Genomic DNA, 20458 nt, shown 5'->3' with positions numbered 1-20458 from the left:
CACGGAACCCTGCTCGCACCGCCTTGCGATTCTGTCACGGGGCAGCAGCGCCCAGCGCTGTTCGCCCGCTCTTGTGCGGTACGGCCATGCTCCAGGTGTGTTGCGAACCTTTCGGCGCACTTGCGCCGCTGGTTCGCCCTGTTCGACCGGTCGCGAACGTTGCCGATGCTCTTCCTTGCCTTTCCCAGGGAGCACAGGGCATGAAACGTTGGGTAACGATGGCGCTGGCCGTATGCCTGTTGACGCAGTCCAGTCGGGCGACGAGCCGAGACATTCTGTTGATCGACGACTTCAGTGGCGGCTTCGGTCCCGCGGTGGGGTTGCTGAGCGGCGCCGGGCACAACGTCACGCAGATCATCAACGAGCAAGCGGCAGGCTACACGCACTTGAGCGATGCGGCACTCCTGGCCAATTACGACATGGTGGTGTATTCGGCGCGCGGCAATGTGGCACCGTCTGCGGCGGCCCTGGCGGCGTTCGACGGTTACGTCGCCGCTGGCGGCGACGTGTTGGTCACCGGCGTCACGGAATCCATCGGCGGCAGTAACCTCGACGCTTTTCGATTCGGGCGGCTGCTGTTGCCAGAATTCAGCTACTTCGAACCACCCACCCCCCAGGTCGTGACCACGATCGATAACTTCATCACGCACGGGCCGTTCGGCGATTATCGCGGCACCGCGAGTGCGCATTCCAACAGTTACGACCAGGTGTTTGCCAATACCGGGCTCGGTGCCGTGTCGCTGGTGCGTTCGGCCGCGGGTGGGAGTGACAAGATCGTGTACACCGATCTGCCAGGCGCGGGCGGCTCGGTCGGCATCTGGCAAGGACGCAACGGCTTTCTCGCGCAGCCGGCCCAGCCGGACTTTTACGATGCCGACGTGTTTCAAGGGCTGTTTTTGAATTGGGCGGCCGGCGGTACGACCGCGCACACCGAGGTGACTCCGACCGTCTACTCGATGAACGAGCACCCCGTCGCTTCGACGCTCAGCATCGACGTCTATCTCGGCGATCCTGAGGTCGACGGGGCCCTGCTCGGCAGCATCAATAACCTCACGTTTTCCCACGGCGAGGCGAAGCTCGTCGGCCATCTCGATGCCGGCGGCAATGGCCAGGTTGCGATGACCGAGATGACCGCGCAAGTCAACGACGTGCTCAATCGAAAAGTTGATTTGGACATCCTCGGCTCGATTCGCGTCGACCTGGAAAACCTGGCGATCTACGGCGGCAGCCGTCCCACGAACGTTGCGGGACATGCGTTCGAAGTTGGCCAGGCCGACTATTACACTCTGGGCCTCTTGAGCGTCACGGCCAGTTTGCACGACCCCACGGGCCCCATCGCCACTTTGCTAAGCGGTTCGTTGCCGCTGGACATCGTGATCCAAGATCCTTTCTTGGGCGGCAAGAGCGACTTTCCGGACGCGGTGCTGCCGGGTTCGTTCGATCTCGGCCCCGGGCTGCTGTCGGACAAGGCCGAATACAACCTGGGAGTCGACGGCATTCCGCTCTATTTGACTTCGCTCGGCAACGGGGCGAGCTTGTACCTCAAGGTGCGCGGCGATCTGCATTTTGCCGCGGTGCCCGAGCCGGCCGGCCCGGTCTTGGCTGGTACCGGGCTTGTGGCCCTGCTGGCAGGAGTCCTGCGGAGACATGGCGCGAGTTCGAAGCGCCGCCCCGGTTGACGGCCGCGGCGGCGCAGCTTCCCCGGGGAAGCCGGGCTTGGTAGGCTAACCGCACCATTGCTTGCCAATCGCTTCGATCTCCCCCGCAAGGAGTTTCTTGCCATGATGCGTTGCCCTGCTCGTGCCGCGTTTCCGCTGATGCTCGGGTTGGCCGTCCTGCTGCTGGGCGCGCCCGCCCTGGCTCAGAGTTCGGCCGCGAAGACCGCGGACAAAGATGCCAAGGGCCCGGCGGTCCTCAAGGTCGCCGCCAACACGGTCGACACCGAGTCGGGCAAGGTACGCGGCCTGGTGCAAGGCGAAGCCGAAGACGTGCATTGCTACAAGGGCATTCCGTTTGCCGCGCCGCCCGTCGGCGAGCTGCGTTGGCGCGAGCCCCAACCGCCGGTCGCGTGGACCGGCGTGCGCGAGTGCTATGAGTTCGGGCCTTGCTGCACGCAGAAGGCCAGCCCGTTTCTGACGCAGATGCCTGGCATGGCGCTGTCGGCACCGCAGTCGGAAGATTGTCTGTATCTGAACGTCTGGACGCCGGCCAAGCGCAGCGAGCAGCCGCTGCCGGTGATGGTGTGGATTCACGGCGGCGGTTACATCTGGGGAGCCGGTTCGCAACCGGTCTACGAGGGCAGCGACCTGGCTCGCCGCGGCGTGATCGCCGTGACGATCAACTATCGCTTGGGCCACCTGGGATTCCTGGCGCACCCGGCGCTGTCGGCGGAGAGCGAGCACAAGGTCTCGGGTAACTACGGCATCCTGGACCAGATCGCCGCGCTTCGCTGGGTGCAGAAGAACATCGCCAACTTCGGCGGTGATCCGCAGCAAGTGACCATCTACGGCGAGTCGGCCGGCGGCGGCAGCGTGTTCACGCTCATCGCTTCGCCTCTGGCGGCCGGGTTGTTCCAGCGGGCCATCGCCGAAAGCGGTCCGTCGCTGACAATGGCCGGTCTCAAGCAAAAACGCTATGGCCATCTGCCCGCCGAAGAGGCCGGACTGCTGGCCGCCAAGACCCTGGGCGTAGAGAACTCGGGCGACGCCTTACAGGCGCTGCGCGCTCTGCCGGTCGACGAAATCATCAGCAAGACCTCGAGCATGGAGGGGTCGGGTGAATTCTCGATTCGGGGCAACGTGCTGTCGATTGCCCCGGTCGTCGATGGCTACGTGCTGCCGGACGACCCGATGAAGCTGTATGCCGCGGGGAAAGTGAACGCTGTGCCGTTGATCGTGGGTGCGAACAAGGACGAGGCCACGCTGTTCACGATGTTTGCCCCGTTGCCGAAATCGATCGAGGCGATGGGCAAGATCGTCGATACCGAATTCGGGCCGCTGGCCGGCAAGATCAAGGAACTCTACCCGGCGGCCAAGCAGGCCGAGATTCGTCGCGCGGTGGTCGATCTGGCCGGCGACGTGATCTTCCTGGCGCCGGCCCGTTACGTGGCGCGTTCCGTGGCCAAGGCCGGGGCGTCGGTGTTCACCTATAACTTCGCGCACCGGCCGCCGGCGCCGACGGGACCGATGTTCGGTGCCCATCACGGTGCGGAGATTCCCTACGCGCTCGACAATATCGAGATCGCCACGGGAGCCCGGGAGAGCGACATCAAGGTTCGCGACTTGATGACCGGCTACTGGGTGCAATTTGCCAAGACGGGAAACCCGAATTTCGAGGGCGCGCCCGCCTGGCCGACGGTCACTGCGAGCGAAGATCCCGTGCTGATCATCAGCGATGCGCCCGAGGTGAGCCAGGGATTTCGGGGCTCGCAGCTCGACGCGATCGACGAATTCATGACGATGTGGGGCAAGGAATAAGCCGCGGTTTGGCGGTGCGCCTCACGATTGTCGGTGCCTGCGTCTCCGCGCGTCAGCGAGCTTGCGGAGACGCGCCCGAGAGCTGCTCGAGGGCCGCGGCAACGGCCGGTCGGGTGTCGTCGTCGGCGACGGTCAATAGTTCTTCGCAGATCGCCCGCGCTGCGCCGACGTTGCCGCGCTGAGCCAAGACGCGCGCGGCCAACAGGCCGGTCTCGCCAGCGCGCGCCGGGTCGAGCTGGCACAACGTGTGAAACTCGTTGACCGCCGCCTGGCCGTCGCCACCGAGCGCTGCGACCAGCACGAGCCCTGCGCGCGCGAGCGACCGGCTCGGATCGGCATGGAGCGCGGCCAGGTAATGCTCGCGTGCATGCGGCCAGTTGCCCGTCTGCATCGCGGCCTGGGCGAGCAAGACGCGGATCACCGCGTCCGCGGGCGCTTGTTGCACGGCGTCTGCGGTTTTCGCCACGACCCGCTCAGGATGTTGCGTGTCGATCCAGAACTGAAACGCTGCTGCCCAGACGACAGCGTCAAATTGCTGGGCAACCAGTTGGTCGATCTCCTGCCCGGCTTGCGCAGCCCGGCCGAACCGCGCCATGGCCTGCCAGCGCGCGATCAATCGTTCTTGCGGCGAATCGCCTGGCCAGTGGCACTCTTCGGCCCAGCGGCGCGCGGCAGCCGGCTAAACAGGCGGCGCTTCGAGCCAGAGTTTGTCGAAGGCGTAGGCAATCGGCGGCGAGGCGGCGCCCGCGATGAGCTGGTCGCCCGCTTCCAGGGGAACCTCGGGGCGCCAGGCGTGGTCGGCCCCCCAGAAAAACAGCGGCGGCCGCCCGGGGCCGTGCACCGCCGCGTCGAGGTCCTGTCCGCTGAAATGCGCGAACAGCTTGGTGTTCAACCCGATGTCATAACCGTGAAACGGATGGTCGACATAGCCGAAATCGGGCAGCGCGAGAAACAAGCCAAAGGGGTAATTGCTGACGATGTAACGGTCGCGGTGCTGCGCGAGTCCCTGGTAAGCCGCGAGAATGCGCCGATGGTTGATCAAGTACTCGTGGCTTCGTTCCAACACGGCCGGCCAGTAGGCGTATCGCGCGCCGACGCGCGGCTCGAGCGTTGGCAGCAGGCCACCGTTCCAATTCAACACGTTGAACGCGCACATCACCGCGAACGCCCCGGCGACAATCGCCCGTCCACGCTGACGCCCGAGCAGGCCGAACAACCCGAAGGCCGCCACGAGAAACAGAAACGGAATGCCGAGGGTCCAGTAGCGAACGTAAAACGCCGCCCAAGCCGTGAGCATTCCGACGAGCAACACGACAAGCCAGGCAAACAGCACGACGTTTCGAACGGCGTGCGGGGGCCGCGGGCCAGGCGCTGCGGTCGTGCGGCACTGCGCTGTCACGCCCATCAACCCGGCCAGCGCGGCCACGGCGAACACGACCAATAAATCGGGGCACAAATAGGTGGTCGCGTCGAAGCGGAAGAACCGGTGCGCTTCCCAATACGCGGCAGGTTGCATGGCAAAGCTGGGCAGATCGAGCACGCTGAACGACCCGCCAAGGGCGCTGGCCAGCAATTGCCCCATCAGCGCCAAACCGAGTACCACGAGCCCGCGTTTGCGCCGCCGAACGTCTTGCGGATCGCTGGGCGCCGGGAAAATCCGGGGCAGATATCGCGGTCCCAGGAGCAAAACGAACACCTGGCAGATCGCGGCGAACGAGACGATGGCCCCGATACTCTTGATGCCGAACGCCAGGGTCGCGACCAGCGCGGTGGCCACGTAACGTTCACGCGCCAGCAAGGCCGCGGCGGCCACGCCGCAGGCCGCGACCGGCAGATCCATGCCGATCAATTCGCTCTGCACGCAGAACACCGGGTTGGTCGCCAGCGCCGCCGCCGTGAAGCCCGCCGCCAGGCTTCCCAGGTGCGGTTGAAGCTGGCAGTACACGCATGCGACGATCGCTGCCGCGAGCAGAAAATTCAGCAGGTGAAACGTGGCGATCGTGAAGCGGACGCTGTGCGACGCCTTGAGTACGATGGCGATCAGCGTCGGCACGATGCTGACGATGTAGTTCTTGGCCGCTTCCGTGTCTGGTCCGGGCTCTTCGGTGAGCAGCCGGTGATAGTCGAAATTGGTGTGAGCGAGATAGACGCCCTCGAACCACACGCCGCGCGCCTGGTCCAGCGTGGGCGGCAGCAAGATGACTTCGGATCGCGCCACGCACCAGGCGACGAAGCACAGCAACGTCGTCGCGATGAACCGGCGGCGGCCGGCAGCCTCGGGATGAGTCATGGCGCGGGGAAACGGCGTGAGGTTGTCGGTCGCCGCGGTGGCCCGCAGTCGCTACTTGCACCCGCGGTGCTTACTTCCCCGGTTTGGGTTCGTCTTGATTCTCGTCGAGCTGGGCCTTGGTGACCTTCTCCAGCGGTACGCCGCCGGCAGGCACCTCGCCTTGCGCGATCCAGACGACGGCATTGAGCACCAACCGGCGGAAGTCGTCTTTCGCCCAGTTGTGATGGAAGTGGCCGCCGGTAAACCCGAACCCGCGTCCTGCACCCGGGCGCTCCGAGACCCAGGCCACGTGCTGAGGCTGGCCCGCTTCTTTGCGGACGAAGGGGTTGCCGCTGTGTGGACCGTCGGGCCGGGCGAGCGTACTCTCCGGCGGAATGGCCGACAGCACCGGAGTAACCCCCTGCATGTCGGGACGGAACCGCATGTGGTAGTACCACTCGTCCGCGATGGCGAAGGGCTGCACGCCGCGCGTCACCGGATGGTCGGGCAACGACGTGAAGTTGGCCGTCCAGTGGGGATTCACCGACCAGTGCGTCTCGAAGTAGCCGCCGATCCAATCGAGCATCGCGTCGCCAGGCTTGCCCTTGGGGATCTCGACGGCGTAGTGCAGACAGGCGATGCCGACTCCCTGGTTCGACAGTGCCGAGACTTCGTCGAGGTGGTCCATGACCATGTGCCCCTCGCCGCCGTCGCTGTACATGACGATGGCCGCTGCGCCGGCAAAGGCTGCTTGGGGATCCTCGGGCCAGCCGTTGCGCACGACGTCGGCGTCGAAGTTGGGCATGCCTTGCTCGAGCGCCGCGGCGAGCAGTACCGAGCCGGCGTAGTGCTCGTGCTGGCCCCAGCCGTGGCTCGGCTTCCCGGCGACGAACACCACCTTCTTGCGCGTCGAGTCGTCGTCGGCCCGCACGAGGGTCACTTGGGCCAGCGCCCAGGCAGCGAGGGTCAACAACCAGACACAACGCATCGAGCTCATGGAGTCACTCCGCAGAAGGCATCGCGAATGGTCGCAGGCGCGACCGGTACTTGGCCGCCAAGATAATCGGCCGCGGCGCCGGCACCAAATCGCACCAGCATCAATTACCTAGCTGCGACAGGCGCTATCGGGCCGGCGCGGCCGTGCGGCGCGCCAGGACTTCGAGACGATAGCCCGTCACCTCGAAACCCTGCTGCGCCAGCCGCTCGACGAGGCGGGGGTCGAGTTTGATCAGCAGTTGGTTGTCGAACGAGGCCGGCAAATCGTGAACCTGCCCGGTCTCGACGTCGCGCAAGTGATAGTGGTCCTCGCCGCGGGCGTCGTAGCGTGCCGTGCCATTGCCACCGCTGAGCTTGGTGGCCAGCCGGGCCGCTACGAGGGCCTCCAGGGCCTTGTAGACCGTCGCCAGGCTGATCCGCGGGAGCCCTTCGCGAACGGCCGTGTAGACCTCTTCGGCCGTCGGATGCGTCTGGACACTCGACAGGTAGGCCAGCACGGCGGCCCGTTGCTGGGTATACCGGCAACCGGCGTCGGCTAAAGCATGGCGCACAGCAGCCTCGTCGAGCGAGTTTGCGCCAACTGCGTCAAGTTGCGGCGACGTATTCATCACGCCGAACTATAGGTAGCCGCGCAACTAGCGTCAACGCAGCAGCTTCGGACGACGAGCGGTGCGCGGCGGCGGTTCACTTGCCGCGCCGGGGTTCCTTGACCGAAAAATTGGGAGACTTCTATAATCCGCGGTTTCTCATCAGCATTCCCCGCGACGGTAGTAACGGTAAGCGGCCCATGAAGATCCACGAATTTCAAGCAAAACAGATTCTTCGCGATGCCGGCGTGCCCGTGCCGCGAGGCATCGTGGCTCGGACCGCGAACGAGGCTGCCGCCGCGTTTCGCGAACTGGGCGGCTCGTTGGCCGTCGTAAAGGCCCAGATTCATGCCGGCGGACGCGGCAAGGGGAGCCTGCTCGGCAATCCGCAGCAGCGCGGCGTGCAACTGGTCCGCTCGGCCGAAGAGGCCGCGGCGGTGGCGGGGGCGCTCGTCGGCAATCCGCTGGTCACGATTCAGACCGGCGAGCAAGGCCAGGTAGTCCGCCAGGTCCTGGTCGAAGAGGGCTGCAAGATCGCCCGCGAACTGTACCTGGGGATCGTCGTCGATCGCTCGTCGGCCGGGCCCGTGCTGATGGCGTCGAACCAAGGCGGCATGGACATCGAAAAGGTGGCCCACGAAACGCCCGAGCTGATCTTCCGCGAGAAGTTCGCCCCCGACGCGGGCCTGCAGCCTTACCAGGTGCGCAAGCTGGCCAAGAAGCTCAACCTGCAGGGCGCGTCGGTGCGCGCGGCCGAGAAGTTCCTCACGGCGCTGTGCCGGGTGTTCGTCGCTTGCGATTGCAGCCTGGCTGAGATCAACCCGCTCGTAGTGACCGAGTCGGGCGAACTGTTGGCGCTCGACGCCAAGATGAATTTTGACGACAACGCCTCGTTCCGTCATGCGGAGCTGAGCAAGCTGCGCGATCTGGACGAGGAAGAACCCGCCGAGGTGCGCGCGGCCGCGGCCGGCCTGAGCTATGTCAAGCTCGACGGCAACATCGGCTGCCTGGTCAACGGTGCCGGCCTGGCCATGAGTACGATGGACCTGATTAAGCTGCACGGTGGCGAACCGGCCAACTTTCTCGACGTGGGCGGCGGCGCCGACGTCAAGCAGGTGACCGAGGCCTTTCGCATTCTGCTTTCCGACAAGAACGTCAAGGCCGTGCTAGTCAATATCTTCGGCGGCATCATGCGCTGCACAACGATCGCTTCCGCGGTGCTCGAGGCCTACAAGACCGTGGGGTTCAACGTCCCCCTCGTCGTCCGGCTCGAAGGCACCGAAGTCGAGCAGGGCCGCAAGATGCTGGCCGACAGCGCGCTCGATTTGATCTCGGCCGAGGGCCTGACCGACGCGGCCAAGAAAGTCGTCGCGGCAGCCGGCAAATAACCCAATTCAATCCTTGTACGGCGACGCAGCAGGCACGCCGATCGAACGAATCGCCAGACTATGAGCATTCTGATCAACGCGGAAACCAAGGTCATTTGCCAGGGCATCACCGGCCGGGTGGGTCAGTTCCACACGCGCGGCTGTCTGGAATACGGCACGAAGATGGTCGGCGGCGTCACGCCCGGCAAGGGCGGCGAGACGGTCGAGGGTGTGCCCGTCTACGACACGGTCGAAGAGGCCGTCGCCCAGACCGGCGCGAACGCGACGATGATCTTCGTCCCCCCGGCGTTCACGGCCGATGCCATTCTCGAAGCCGTCGACGCGGGCATCGCGACGATCGTGGCGATCACCGAAGGCGTCCCGGTGCTCGACATGGTCCGGGTCTACCCGGTCGTCAAACGCAGCAAGTCGGTGCTGATCGGTCCGAATTGCCCCGGCGTGATTACGCCGGGCGCCTGCAAGATCGGCATCATGCCGGGCTACATTCATCAACCGGGCAAAGTCGGCGTCATCAGTCGCTCGGGCACACTCACCTACGAGGCCGTGTGGCAGTTGACCAAGCTCGGACTGGGCCAATCGACCTGCGTGGGCTTGGGCGGCGACCCGATCGTCGGCACCTCGTTCGTCGATCTGCTGGGTTGGTTTCAGAACGACCCGCAGACCGAGGCGATCCTGATGATGGGCGAAATCGGGGGCACGGCCGAGGAAGAAGCCGCGGCTTTTGCCAAGGCGAACGTCACGAAGCCGCTGGCCGCCTTCATCGCCGGCCGCACGGCCCCCAAGGGCAAGCGCATGGGACACGCCGGGGCGATCATCTCGGGCGGCAAGGGGACCGCCGACGAAAAGATCGCGGCGCTGACTGCCGCCGGATTCGAGATTGCCGACAGCCCGGCCGACTTGGGCGCCGCCGTCGTGCGGGCGATCAAGCGCGCCGGCAAGTAACGGGCGGCCGGCGCCAGACAAGTCATCGCAGCGGCGCCGCACTATGGTCAAACTCCTGCGCTACGCGCCGTACGCCTGTCTCGCGGCTGCCGTCGCGCTCGTGTTTGGCCAGGCCGTGCGGTTCGAATTCGTCCAATGGGACGATCCGCTGCACATCACGCAAAACCCCTTCTATTCGCCGCTCACGCTGGCCAGCTTCGGCCGGCTGATGATCACGGCCTATTTCGGCCTGTATATTCCCGCGGCGTACGCGTTCTGGGCGGCGCTGTCGTTGGTCAGCCAGTGGATCAGCCCAGCCGACGGCGTGCGCTTCGATCCACGGGTCTATCACGCGGCCAACCTGCTGCTGCATGCCAGCTGCGGGTGGCTGGTCTATCAGGTGACGATGCGGCTGGTGCGTTCGCGCGAGGCAGCCTGCCTGGGAGCGCTGGTCTTCTTGCTGCACCCGTTGCAGGTCGAAAGTGTGTGCTGGGTGAGCGAGGCCCGCGGCCTGCTCGCGGCGGCCGGCTCGCTGGGGGCCCTGGCGCTGATCCTCGCGCCAGGTGAGTCGCCACCGGCAGCCAACGAGCGACGCGGCTACGGGCGGTTGGCCGCGACTCTGTGCTTCTTGCTGGCGCTGATGTGCAAACCGTCGGCCGTGACGTTGCCCTTGGTCGTGGTCGTCGTCTTGCATCTGACACGCGGTACATCTTGGCGCGGCCTCTGGAACGAATATTGGGACTGGTTCCTGCTCTCGGCCGTCTGGGTGCTGATCACGCGGTTCGCCCAGCCGACGGCCGAGACGCTCGCGCCGGTGGCCGTGTGGCAGCGGCCGCTGGTGATGGGCGACGCCCTGGCCTTCTACTTGGGCAAGCTTGTGTATCCGGTCGATCTGGTGATGGACTATGGCCGCACGCCGGCAGTGGCCTTGGCCCAGCGCTGGACCGCGGCTTGGGCACTGGTGCCCGTCGCGGTGCTTGGTGGGGCCTGGTGGTTGTTGCGCGGGCGAGCTGCGCGTGCGGGGATTGCCTTGTTTTTGCTGGCGCCGCTGCCCGTGCTTGGGCTGTTGCCGTTTCAATATCAGCGCATCTCGACGGTTGCGGACCGGTATCTGTATTTTTCGTTGGTCGGAGTGGCATTCATCGTGGCTGAGCTTGTCGTCCGATTCGGACGCGTCGGTACGGTGACCGCGGCTATCGTCGCGGCGCTGTTGGGGTGGCAAAGCTGGCAAACCGCGCCCACTTGGCACGACAGCATCGCGCTCTTCGAGCGAACGCTTGCCGTCAATCCGCGCAGCGTGCCGGCGCTGAACAATCTAGGCGTGCTCGCGCAGCAGCGGGGCGATCAAACGACGGCCGGACAGTATTATCGCCGGGCGCTGGCGATCAGCCCCCAGGAGGCCGAAGCCAACACGGGTCTGGGCACCGTGTTGTTGGCCGAGGGCAAGCTCGACGAGGCCTTGGCGCATTTCCAGGTGACGCTGCGTCAGATGCCGCAACTCGACCGGCCGAACGCCGGGGTCGCCAACATCTATCACCGTCAGGGCAACACGCGCCGGGCCGTCGAGTTCTATCGCCGGGCCCTGTCGCCTGATCCACGGGTGGCCGCGGCGACGCTCACGCCCGTCGAGACCGCCACGGCGGCGAACCAGTTTGCCCGCATCCTGGCGACCGATCACGACGCCGGCCTGCGCGACGGTCGTCTCGCGGTGCAGTGGGCGAGCCGTGCCGTCGCATTGACGCAATCGCAAAGCAGCGCCTCGCTCGACACCCTGGCCGCAGCGCTGGCCGAGGCAGGCGATTTTCCCCGGGCAGTTCAAGCCGCCGAGCGGGCCGCCGTCCGCGCCGCGCAAACGGGCCGGCCCGAACGCACCGCGCGCTACAAGGCCCACTTGGAAATGTTTCGCGCGGGCATGCCCTTGCGCGAGACGGCGGCCGAGCAACTGGCCCGCTGAGAGCCAGCGATTCAGGGCTTGGCCGGCGGCTGCTTTTGCGAGAGCAGGAACGCAAACAGGTGGTAGAAGTCGGCCTCAGGCACGAGGTCGGCCAGGTTGCCCGGCATCGGCGACAGCGGCGTAGCGCTGCGTTCGTCGATGTCGTCGAGCGCGACGCGCACTTCTTTCCCCTCGGCGTCGGCCAGCACCAACACTTGCCCTTCTTCGCGCAAGGCCAAACCGCTGAGGCTGCGGCCGTCGGTCGTGGCGACAAGCGTGCTGCGGAAGGCCTGGTCGACGTTGGTGCTCGGGCTCAGCACGTCTTCCAACAGCCGATCCAAGCCGCGTTGGCCGATGCCATCCAGCTCGGGGCCAATCTTCGTGCCTTCTCCGCCCAAGCGATGGCACGCCGCGCAGCGCTGCTTGAAGACGGCCTGGCCGGCGGCCACGTCGGCCGACGCACGGTGAAAGCCCTCGCGGCGCTGATCGATCAACTGCCGGACGCGTTCGTCGCGCGGCGGCAGTCCTGAGGTGAGTTGTTGAAGCTGTGCATCGAGCTCCGGCACGCCCGCCGCGCGCAATCGATTCTCGACGTTCAGCTCTTGGAGCAGCCGCGGCGAGGCTTTGCCGGCTTGGATCACCGCCAGCAGGCCTTCGGCACCTGGGCGGTTGGCCGCCAGCGCCGCGGCAATCTCGATCGCCAGCCGTTCGGGCGCAGTGCTCAATTGGGCCAACAGGGCCTCGCGCGCGGCGTCGTTACCGACGGCGCCTAACGCTTGTGCGGCCTTTTGTCGAAGATCGAGCGGCTGATCGGAAGAAGCGAGCAGCCGGGCCAGCAGTCCCACGGCCCGGTGACCGTCGATGGCGACGCACGCATCGACGGCGGCGGGCCGCAGCGCGGCCAGGGGTTGCGACTCGGTCAGCGCCGCGAGCGCATCGAACAGCTCGGCCAGTCCCAGCTCGCGGGCCAGGTCGATCCCCTCACGCACGGGGCCTTCTTCCGAGGCGGTGAGCAGCTCGTTGCCCAAACGCGTAGCCCAAGTACGAATCGTGGGCGTGAGCGCAAGACCCCGCGCGGCCGCGGCACGCTGCAGCGCTCGCAGAGCGAGCTGTTGCGTGCCGCGCTCGGTGGCTTGCAGGCCCTCGGCAAAACCGCAGGCCGCGGCGAATTGCTCAGGCGGCCCCTGTTGGGCGGCATGTTGCAGAAACTGGTCGAGTCGATCGCGCGGGCCGCTGGGGCTTTGCAGGTAGTCGAGCACGAAGGCGGCGGCTTCGGCGCTGGCGACACCTAAGCTGAGATCCGCTACCTGGCCGAATCGCTGCGGGTTGCCCTCGGCCAGACGGCGGGCCTCGGCAAAGGCCTCGGGCAACAACAGATGATCGCGCGCGGCCATTCGAATGACATGCACCAGGTGGGTGTCCTGCGGCGACGCCAGGCTCCAGGCCTCCAGGAGCGGGCCCAGCTGATCGAGGCGCGGGTGCCGGCCCAGCGCTTCGGCCGCGGCGCGGGCGACGAAAGCATCGCCATCGTGCAACCGGGCGAGCACCAGGCCTTGCACATCGCAGCCCGCGGCCGTCCAGTCGGCCCGTTCGGACAAGGCTTTTATCAGGTGGATCCGGACTACGGGCTCGCCGTCGTTGGCGAGCCGCAAGATGGTCGTACCGTCCAGCGCACCCAGGCGCTCGAGCACCCAGATCAAATGCGCGCGCTGGTCGGGAGTTGAATGTTCGAGCGCGGCGCGGGCCGGAGCGATGGCGGCCGAGCCAATTCGATCGACCAACTCGTGCGTGGCCATCGTGCGCAGTTCGAGATTGTCCTGCCGCAGCAGGGCGATCAACTCGTCGGCCGATTTCGAAGTGATGTCGGGCAGCGGCGCCAACGGCCGCGACGTCGGGTCGTCGCCCTTGTAGACGACGCGCCAAATCCGGCCGCGCTCCCGGTCGCGCCGGGGATGCGTCAAGGGCACCTCGTAGTGCCCGATGATGCAGTTGTAGAAGTCCAGGATGTACAGCGCCCCGTCGGGTCCCAACTGCACGTCGACGGGTCGAAACCAGAGATCGTCACAGGAAATGAAGTCGGGTTGCTCGACGCAATCGAACGTCGAGCCGGTCTGCGCCAATCGGTCGTGGTTGATCCTGCCCGTGACCGGGTTGCCGATAAACAGCGTGTCGCGATAGCTCGCCGGAAAATGATCGGCCGCATAGTAGACCACCCCCGCGATGCCGGTCGAGCCGTGCAGATGGCGAATCATCTGCGGGCCGAACCCCAGCCCGTCGTGCGGCTTGCCGAAGCTGGGGTAATACGCGCCGCGCAACAGCATGTAGACCGGCATCGAGTGGCAGTCGGCCGAGTAGAGGTTCATCCTCGGGTCGAAACACAACCCGAAGGGATTCACCTGGCCGTGAGTGAGTTGTTCGCAATGGGTGCCGTCGAGCTTCATCCGGAAAGTGTTGCCCGAGTTCATCACGATCTTCTGCCCGTCGCTGCCGGCGACTTCCGACGTGTTGGCAAAGCCGTGTGTGGCATAGACCCAGCCGTCCAAACCGCGATGCAGCGACGAGCACATGCCGTGCGTGTCTCGAAACCCGAAGGTGCCGACGAACGGCTCGCTGTGGTCGGGCACGTCGTCGCCGTCGGTGTCGGTGGCGAGAGACACCTGCGGAATGCTGTAGTACAGCAGCCCCGCCGAGGTGGGCAGCACGCCGATCGGGATGTTCAAACCCGAGACGATCGTCTCGATCTTGCCGGCATGCCCGTCGGGTCCGAATTCGCTGTAGCGGCGAATCTCGTCCCGTTTCGGCGCGTCGTCGGCGGCCGGGTAGGGATACTCGACCGATTGGGTGACATACATCCGTCCCCGGTGATCGAAGCGCAGATTCATCGGTTTGTGCACTTCGGGCTCGGCGGCCACAAGCTGAATCTCGAAGCCCGGCGGCAGGTGAAACATCTGCCGCTGCTGCTCGGGCGGCAGCGCCTCGGTCGGCGCGACGAGGGGCACTTCCTGAGCCAGGGCCGCGCTCGTCGCCACGGCGGCCAAACACCAAGTCATGCGGACGGCAAATCGCATCGAGAGACCTCGCATGCACCGTGAGGGGGTAGGGGGCCGGATGCGTACCGGCCCCTGTAGGGCAGACGCGCTAGTCTAGGTGGCGGTGATCGGCGGCGACAAGTCTTGCCCGCCTGCGACCAGGCGCCTCGGCCCGCGGCTTGACGGTTTTTTGCGCGAGGCGTAGATTCGCCCGTTTCCGACTCTTCGCGCTGTGACCGGCGCGGTTCTCGAGGCGCTCGATGGAAATCAGTACGTTTCGCTTTCCGACGCGCATGCATTTCGGCCCCGGGGCGCGGCGGATGCTGGCCGAGTTTGCGGCCACCTACAACATTGCCCGGCCGCTGTTGGTGACCGACGACGGTCTGGCACGGACCGAGGCTTACAAGCTGACGGCGCACGTGCTCGACACGGTTTGGCCGGGTGCCTGGCAGCCGTTTACGGGGATTCACCCGAACCCGCTCGAACAAGACATCGACGACGCGTACGAAGCCTACCGCCGCGCAAATTGCGACGGCATCGTCGGCCTGGGCGGCGGCAGCGGGCTCGACGGTGCCAAGGCGCTGCGGCTCAAGGTCGAGTATCCCGACACCAAGCTGGTCGACATCAAGCTCGATCAATTGCCGGCGAAGCTGGTGCCCTTCTGCGCGATTCCCACGACCGCCGGCACCGGCAGCGAGGTGGGGCGCAGCAGCGTCGTGACCGTACCGTCCATCGGGCGCAAGGTCGTCCTGGGCGGTCCGCCCATGATGCCCGAGTTGGCGATTCTTGATCCGGAATTGACCGTCGGCCTGCCGGCACATCTGACGGCCGCGACGGGCATGGACGCGATGACGCATGCCATCGAGTCGTATGTCTGTCCAGTGTTTCATCCGCTGTGTGATGCGATCGCGCTCGAGGCGATCCGCCTGGTGCGGTTGTACTTGCCGCGCGCCGTCGAGCAGCCGGGCGATCTCGAGGCCCGCGGCTACATGCTGATCGCCGCGTCGATGGGTGCCATCGCGTTTCAAAAGGACCTGGGCGCGGCTCATTCGCTGGCGCATCCGCTGTCGAGCGAATTCGCCGCGCATCACGGGTTGGCGAACGCCCTCGTGCTACCGACGACGATTCGGTTCAACGGCGAAACGAACTCGCAGCAATACGCGCGCGTGGCCGAGGCGCTGGGTCTGGTGCCCGATGCCGACCCGGCCCGCCAGGTCGCGGCCTGGCTCGAGGAGCTCAATCGCAGCCTGGGCATCACGCAGCGTCTGCGCGACTTGAAGATTCCGCGCGACGCGTTGCCCATGCTCGCGCAGAAGGCCTTTGAAGACGGCTGCCATTTGACCAACCCACGGCCCTGCACCGTGGAAGATCTGCTGCGGATGTACGAGGAGGCCTGGTGACGATGCATGCTGCCGTTTCGACCGCCGCCAACAAGACGTCGAGTCCCGCAGGCGCGATTCCCGATGCCCTATTGATTGGCGGCACCTGGCGGCGCGAGGCCAGCGGCGGACGCATCGAGCTGATCGAGCCGGCCACCGAGCAGGTTTGGTGCGCGGTGCCCGCGGCGGGCAAACCCGAGATCGACGACGCGGTGGCCAGCGCCGGCGAGGCCTTTCGGACCGCGGCCTGGGCGCGGATTTCGCCGCGCGAGCGCTCCAATGCGTTGTTCCGCCTGGCCGAGTTGATTCGCCAGCACGCCGACGAGTTGGCGCTGCTCGAGGCCCGCAACGTCGGCAAGCCGCTCGGCAGCGCCCGCTGGGAGATCCTGGCCGGGGCGCGCTGTTTTGAGTATTACGCCGGCGCGATTCCGCGGTTCGTCGGCGAGACGCTACCCGTCTCGGGGCAAGGCTTCGACTACACGCTGCACGTACCGATCGGGGTGGTCGCGGCCATCGTGCCCTGGAACTTTCCGTTCTGTATGGCGTGCTGGAAATGTGCCCCGGCGCTGGCGACCGGAAATGCGGTGATTCTCAAGCCGGCCAGCCTGACTCCGCTTACGGCGCTGGCGCTGGGACAACTCGCCGAACAAGCCGGCATCCCCGCCGGCATCTTTCAGGTCATCGCGGGGCGCGGCAGTCTGGTAGGCGATTACCTGGTCAGCCATCCCGGTGTGCGCAAGATCGCCTTCACGGGCGAGACCACGACGGGCGCGCGGATTCTCAAGCTCGCGGCCGACGACATCAAGCGCGTTTCGCTCGAGCTGGGCGGCAAGAGCCCCAACATCGTCTTCGCCGATGCCGATTGGGAGGCCGCGGCCGCTGCGGCACCGATGGCCGTCTTCGACAACACCGGCCAGGACTGTTGTGCCCGCAGCCGGGTACTGATCGAAGCGTCGATTTATGACCGGTTCGTCGAGGCCCTGGTGAGCGCGACCCGGGCGCTCGTCGTCGGCGATCCGCTGGACGCCCAGACACAAATTGGCCCGATGGTCTCGCAAGCGCAGCGCGAAACGGTCGAGGGCTACCTGCAGCTCGCCCGCCAAGAAGGCGGACGCATCTTGTGCGGCGGCGAACGCCCGAAATCGCCGGGGTTCTACCTGACACCGGCCGTCGTCGAAGGCCTGCCGAACGAGTCGCGCACCTGCCAGGAAGAGATCTTCGGTCCCGTGGCCTGCGTATTGCCGTTCCGCAACGAGCGCGAGGCGATCGAGCTGGCCAATGCCTCGATCTACGGGCTGTCGGGTTCGCTGTGGACGCGCGATCTCGAACGGGCCCTGCGCGTGGCGCGCGCGGTCGAAACGGGCGTGCTGAGCGTCAACACGAACAGCAGCGTCTATCAGGAGGCGCCCTTCGGCGGGTTCAAGCGCAGCGGCGTGGGCCGCGATTTAGGCATCGAGGCCATGCGGCTGTATACCGAAGTCAAGAACGTCTTCATACGCGTCAACGAAGAGGCCGGCGGATGAGTGCCAAGCACGATTCGGGTTTCCTGCCCGCGTGGTTTACCGCCGACGAAATCGACACGGTGATCGTCGCCGTGCCCGACGTCTACGGCCGCCTGTTGGGGAAACGTTTCACCTACTCGCACTTTGCCCGCAGCGTCGAAAAATCGGGCACACATCTGTGCAACTACCTGCTGACGGTCGACGTCGAGATGAACCCGATGCCGGGCTTTCGGCTGGCTAGCTGGGACCAGGGCTACGGCGATTTTCACGCGGCCGTCGATTTGCACAGCATGCGGCGGTTGCCTTGGCACCCGGGAACCGCATTGGCGATCGCCGACTTGTTGGACGCCGATCACCGGCCGATTGCCCCTTCGCCCCGGGCCGTGCTGCGCCGGCAGCTCGAGCGGCTCTCGAGCGCGGACCAGGTCGCGATGATGGCGTCGGAGTTGGAGTTCTACCTGTTCCACAACAGCTATGCCGAGGCGCATGCTCTCACGTTTCGCGACCTGACGCCGTCGAGCGACTACCTGATCGACTACCATCTGCTGCAGCCCGGCCGCGACGAAGACCTGATGCGCCGGCTGCGCAACGAAATGACCGATGCGGGCATCGTCGTCGAGGGGAGCAAGGGCGAATGGGGCCGCGGCCAGCACGAGGTCAATCTGCTCTATGCAGAGGCCTTGCAGATGGCCGATCAGCACGTGATCTACAAGTACGGCGCCAAGGACATCGCGGCGCAGCTTGGCCGGGCAATCACCTTTATGGCCAAATGGGACGCCCAGCAGGCCGGCAGCAGCTTTCATCTGCACACCAGCCTGTGGAATAAGAACGAGTCGCGCAACCTGTTTTGGGATGCGACGAAGTCGGCCGGCAGCGCCGTGTTTCGCCAGTTCCTGGGCGGGCTGCTCAAGTACGGGCGGGAACTGTGCTACTTCTTTGCCCCAACGGTGAATTCCTACAAGCGGTTTCAAGCCGCCTCGTGGGCACCCACGCGGCTGGCCTGGGCCTACGACAATCGCACCACGGCGCTGCGCGTCGTGGGCCACGGCGACGGCTTTCGCATCGAAAACCGTTCGCCGGGGGCCGACGCAAATCCCTATCTGGCGTTCGCGGCCACCTTGGCGGCCGGCTTGGCGGGAATTGCCGAACGGCTCGATTGCGGCGAGCCCTATCGCGGCAACGCTTATGAAGACGAAACGCTGCCGCGGCTGCCCCAGAGCCTGGAAGAAGCGGCCGAATTGCTGAACGCCAGCCAGGTGGCCCGCGCGGCCCTGGGCGACGAGGTCGTTGATTTCTACGTGCACACCGCGCGGCTCGAAGCCGGCCTGTACCGTGCCGCCGTGACCGACTGGGAGCGGCAGCGCTACTTCGAGCAGTTGTGAGTCGAGTGCCGCGGCCGGCCCGGCGGCCCGCCTGCATGTGCCGCGCCTGGCGTCAAAGCGGTGCCGGCCGGATACAATCGGCGGTGATGTTCAAAGAGCCCCCCTGGTCTTCGATCTGCTGGCTCGCTTGCGCGGCGTGTTTGTCGACGGCAGGCTGCAGCGAGCAACAGCAGCAGGCCCGGTCAGCATTCCAGCGCGGCCAGGCGGCCATGGAAGCGGAGGACTATGAAACGGCTGTGCGCGAGTTCTCGGTGACGCTCGAGCATCGCCCCACGGACGTCGAAGCGCTCGAGGCCAGGGCCGATTGTTGGGAGTCCTTACACGACTACGCCAAGGCAGTCGAAGATTGGAGCATGATGATTCGCTCCGATCGGGAATCCACGGAACTTGCCCGACGGTACGCGCGCCGCGGTGCGGCCTATTATCGCGAGCATCGCTATGACGACGCAATTCGCGACTACAACAACTCGCTGTATCTCGACGATCAGCAGGCGGACATCTGGGAATCGAGAGCCGATGCCTGTCGCGACGCAGGGCGACTCGGCGAGGCGCTCTACAGCATCCAAAGAGCCATCGATCTCAAACCGCAGGAATCGCACTTGCGGTTCCGCATGCGTGCGAGAATCTACGAGTCGCTGGGCCGCAACGACGAAGCGCTTTCCGACTATTATCGGGCCCTAGACACGACCCCCGACGACTATCGGGCCTACATCCTCTGTGGCTGGCTCGAACATCGCTTGGGCCATCGCGACGCCGCGACACAGGTCTTCGAAAGGCTGCGTGAGCACGCTGGCGATCTTCCCTGGGTGATCTCGGAATTGGCCGATTATTACCACGCCATCGGCGACGATATCGAAGCGATTACGCTCATCACCCACGCCATTGCCATAGAAAGCGGCGAGGATGGAGCCTTTAACGATGCCCGGTATCGCATGCAGCGTGCCGAGTGGTTTGTCGAGCTCGGGATGCTTCCCGAGGCGCGGGCCGACTACGAGGCCGTCCTGGCGATGGACGAGGACGACTTCGCCGCATCGTTCCGCAGGGAAGCTTTGCTCGGCAAATCCAAGCTGCTGTTGAAACTCAAACGGCCCAGGCAGGCAGTCGAGGCCGCGAAAGCTGCTGCGGCGCTGGACGAGCGCGATTCCGAAGCATATCGCTGCCTGGCGGCGGCACTCGTGGCCAGTCACCGCTTAGATGCGGCGCGGATGGCGCTCGACGAAATCATCGACCGCACGGGCGCCTTAGTCGCGCGCGCCGATCGAGCAGAGATCTACGAACGGCTCGGGCGCCCCGACCTGGCGTTGGACGACGCCGATCACGTCTTATCGGTGGTGCGCGATCCGGTCTGGTATGGTTTAGACGAAGCCTACGGGCGGGCGAGGGTGTTGCGCGGCCGGATTCTTGCCGCGCGCGGCGAGGGAGACGCCGCACAGGCGACGCTGGCCGGCGCAACGCAGTGGACCAGCGACCTCGAGGCGACGCTCGAAACGCGGGCCGACGCCTGGCAGCAACTCGGCAACGAGCCCGCCGCGGCGCTCGACCGTTTTCGGGCGTGCCGCTTCGGCGGACTTAGCAAGCCGTCGCTCGACGACTGAC

At 65.9% G+C, this 20458-nt stretch carries 14 protein-coding genes; 9 read left to right on the top strand and 5 right to left on the bottom strand.

Features of this window, described 5'->3' with window-relative positions; all coding sequences use genetic code 11:
- Positions 1 to 200: 200 nt before the first annotated feature.
- Positions 201 to 1679, top strand: coding sequence for a hypothetical protein (locus K1X74_11435; protein MBX7166933.1), 1479 nt, complete (start codon positions 201 to 203; stop codon positions 1677 to 1679).
- Between the two features lie 102 nt (positions 1680 to 1781).
- The gene (locus K1X74_11430) at positions 1782 to 3476 is read left to right on the top strand and encodes a carboxylesterase family protein (GenBank protein MBX7166932.1); all 1695 of its coding nucleotides are present in this window, start codon (positions 1782 to 1784) and stop codon (positions 3474 to 3476) included.
- Between the two features lie 52 nt (positions 3477 to 3528).
- Here K1X74_11430 and K1X74_11425 read toward each other — a convergent pair whose 3' ends face one another.
- The 4 genes from K1X74_11425 to K1X74_11410 all read right to left on the bottom strand — a co-directional run bounded on the left by K1X74_11425 (position 3529) and on the right by K1X74_11410 (position 7292).
- On the bottom strand, positions 3529 to 4092 hold the full coding sequence (locus tag K1X74_11425; protein MBX7166931.1) for a hypothetical protein: 564 nt from the start codon (positions 4090 to 4092) through the stop codon (positions 3529 to 3531).
- A 63-nt stretch (positions 4093 to 4155) separates the two neighbouring features.
- The gene (locus tag K1X74_11420) at positions 4156 to 5766 is read right to left on the bottom strand and encodes a hypothetical protein (GenBank protein MBX7166930.1); all 1611 of its coding nucleotides are present in this window, start codon (positions 5764 to 5766) and stop codon (positions 4156 to 4158) included.
- A 70-nt stretch (positions 5767 to 5836) separates the two neighbouring features.
- Positions 5837 to 6742 (bottom strand): ThuA domain-containing protein, encoded by a 906-nt coding sequence (locus tag K1X74_11415; protein ID MBX7166929.1) that lies wholly within the window; start codon positions 6740 to 6742, stop codon positions 5837 to 5839.
- 124 nt (positions 6743 to 6866) lie between these two features.
- Positions 6867 to 7292: a transcriptional repressor gene (locus K1X74_11410; GenBank protein MBX7166928.1), complete on the bottom strand. Its 426-nt coding sequence runs from the start codon at positions 7290 to 7292 to the stop codon at positions 6867 to 6869.
- A 236-nt stretch (positions 7293 to 7528) separates the two neighbouring features.
- Here K1X74_11410 and sucC point away from each other — a divergent pair, with 236 nt between their 5' ends.
- The 3 genes from sucC to K1X74_11395 are packed head-to-tail and all read left to right on the top strand — an operon-like array spanning position 7529 to position 11591.
- Positions 7529 to 8716 carry an ADP-forming succinate--CoA ligase subunit beta gene (gene sucC, locus K1X74_11405; GenBank protein ID MBX7166927.1) on the top strand — a complete coding sequence of 396 codons (1188 nt, stop codon included), beginning with the start codon at positions 7529 to 7531 and terminating at the stop codon, positions 8714 to 8716.
- A 60-nt stretch (positions 8717 to 8776) separates the two neighbouring features.
- Positions 8777 to 9658 carry a succinate--CoA ligase subunit alpha gene (gene sucD / locus K1X74_11400; protein MBX7166926.1) on the top strand — a complete coding sequence of 294 codons (882 nt, stop codon included), beginning with the start codon at positions 8777 to 8779 and terminating at the stop codon, positions 9656 to 9658.
- A gap of 43 nt (positions 9659 to 9701) precedes the next feature.
- The gene (locus K1X74_11395) at positions 9702 to 11591 is read left to right on the top strand and encodes a tetratricopeptide repeat protein (GenBank protein ID MBX7166925.1); all 1890 of its coding nucleotides are present in this window, start codon (positions 9702 to 9704) and stop codon (positions 11589 to 11591) included.
- Between the two features lie 11 nt (positions 11592 to 11602).
- On the opposite strand, the gene K1X74_11390 is transcribed toward K1X74_11395, so the two are convergent.
- Positions 11603 to 14638: a c-type cytochrome gene (locus K1X74_11390; GenBank protein ID MBX7166924.1), complete on the bottom strand. Its 3036-nt coding sequence runs from the start codon at positions 14636 to 14638 to the stop codon at positions 11603 to 11605.
- A gap of 221 nt (positions 14639 to 14859) precedes the next feature.
- On the opposite strand from K1X74_11390, the gene K1X74_11385 reads away from it, so the two are divergent.
- The 4 genes from K1X74_11385 to K1X74_11370 all read left to right on the top strand — a co-directional run bounded on the left by K1X74_11385 (position 14860) and on the right by K1X74_11370 (position 20457).
- Complete coding sequence (locus K1X74_11385) at positions 14860 to 15999, top strand: iron-containing alcohol dehydrogenase (protein ID MBX7166923.1); 1140 nt, start codon at positions 14860 to 14862, stop codon at positions 15997 to 15999.
- A gap of 2 nt (positions 16000 to 16001) precedes the next feature.
- Positions 16002 to 17501, top strand: a complete 1500-nt coding sequence (locus tag K1X74_11380) for an aldehyde dehydrogenase family protein (protein MBX7166922.1) — start codon at positions 16002 to 16004, stop codon at positions 17499 to 17501.
- Entirely contained in the window at positions 17498 to 18862 is a 1365-nt protein-coding gene (locus K1X74_11375; GenBank protein ID MBX7166921.1) for a glutamine synthetase family protein, read from the top strand. Before K1X74_11380 ends, K1X74_11375 begins: the two co-directional genes overlap by 4 nt.
- Positions 18863 to 18945: 83 nt before the next feature.
- On the top strand, positions 18946 to 20457 hold the full coding sequence (locus K1X74_11370; protein ID MBX7166920.1) for a tetratricopeptide repeat protein: 1512 nt from the start codon (positions 18946 to 18948) through the stop codon (positions 20455 to 20457).
- Position 20458: the final 1 nt, after the last annotated feature.

The organism is Pirellulales bacterium, from assembly GCA_019694435.1.
Lineage (GTDB): Bacteria > Planctomycetota > Planctomycetia > Pirellulales > JAEUIK01 > JAIBBZ01.
This window is presented reverse-complemented; position numbering and strand designations above follow the sequence as displayed.

Bases quoted from the DNA above. Each gene is read 5' to 3' on its own strand.
- K1X74_11385 (MBX7166923.1), top strand. From the start codon at position 14,860: ATGGAAATCAGTACGTTTCGCTTTCCGACGCGCATGCATTTCGGCCCC.
- K1X74_11380 (MBX7166922.1), top strand. From the start codon at position 16,002: ATGCATGCTGCCGTTTCGACCGCCGCCAACAAGACGTCGAGTCCCGCA.
- K1X74_11435 (MBX7166933.1), top strand. From the start codon at position 201: ATGAAACGTTGGGTAACGATGGCGCTGGCCGTATGCCTGTTGACGCAG.
- K1X74_11415 (MBX7166929.1), bottom strand. From the start codon at position 6,742: ATGAGCTCGATGCGTTGTGTCTGGTTGTTGACCCTCGCTGCCTGGGCG.
- K1X74_11375 (MBX7166921.1), top strand. From the start codon at position 17,498: ATGAGTGCCAAGCACGATTCGGGTTTCCTGCCCGCGTGGTTTACCGCC.
- K1X74_11390 (MBX7166924.1), bottom strand. From the start codon at position 14,638: ATGCGATTTGCCGTCCGCATGACTTGGTGTTTGGCCGCCGTGGCGACG.
- K1X74_11420 (MBX7166930.1), bottom strand. From the start codon at position 5,766: ATGACTCATCCCGAGGCTGCCGGCCGCCGCCGGTTCATCGCGACGACG.
- K1X74_11430 (MBX7166932.1), top strand. From the start codon at position 1,782: ATGATGCGTTGCCCTGCTCGTGCCGCGTTTCCGCTGATGCTCGGGTTG.
- K1X74_11395 (MBX7166925.1), top strand. From the start codon at position 9,702: ATGGTCAAACTCCTGCGCTACGCGCCGTACGCCTGTCTCGCGGCTGCC.
- sucD (MBX7166926.1), top strand. From the start codon at position 8,777: ATGAGCATTCTGATCAACGCGGAAACCAAGGTCATTTGCCAGGGCATC.
- sucC (MBX7166927.1), top strand. From the start codon at position 7,529: ATGAAGATCCACGAATTTCAAGCAAAACAGATTCTTCGCGATGCCGGC.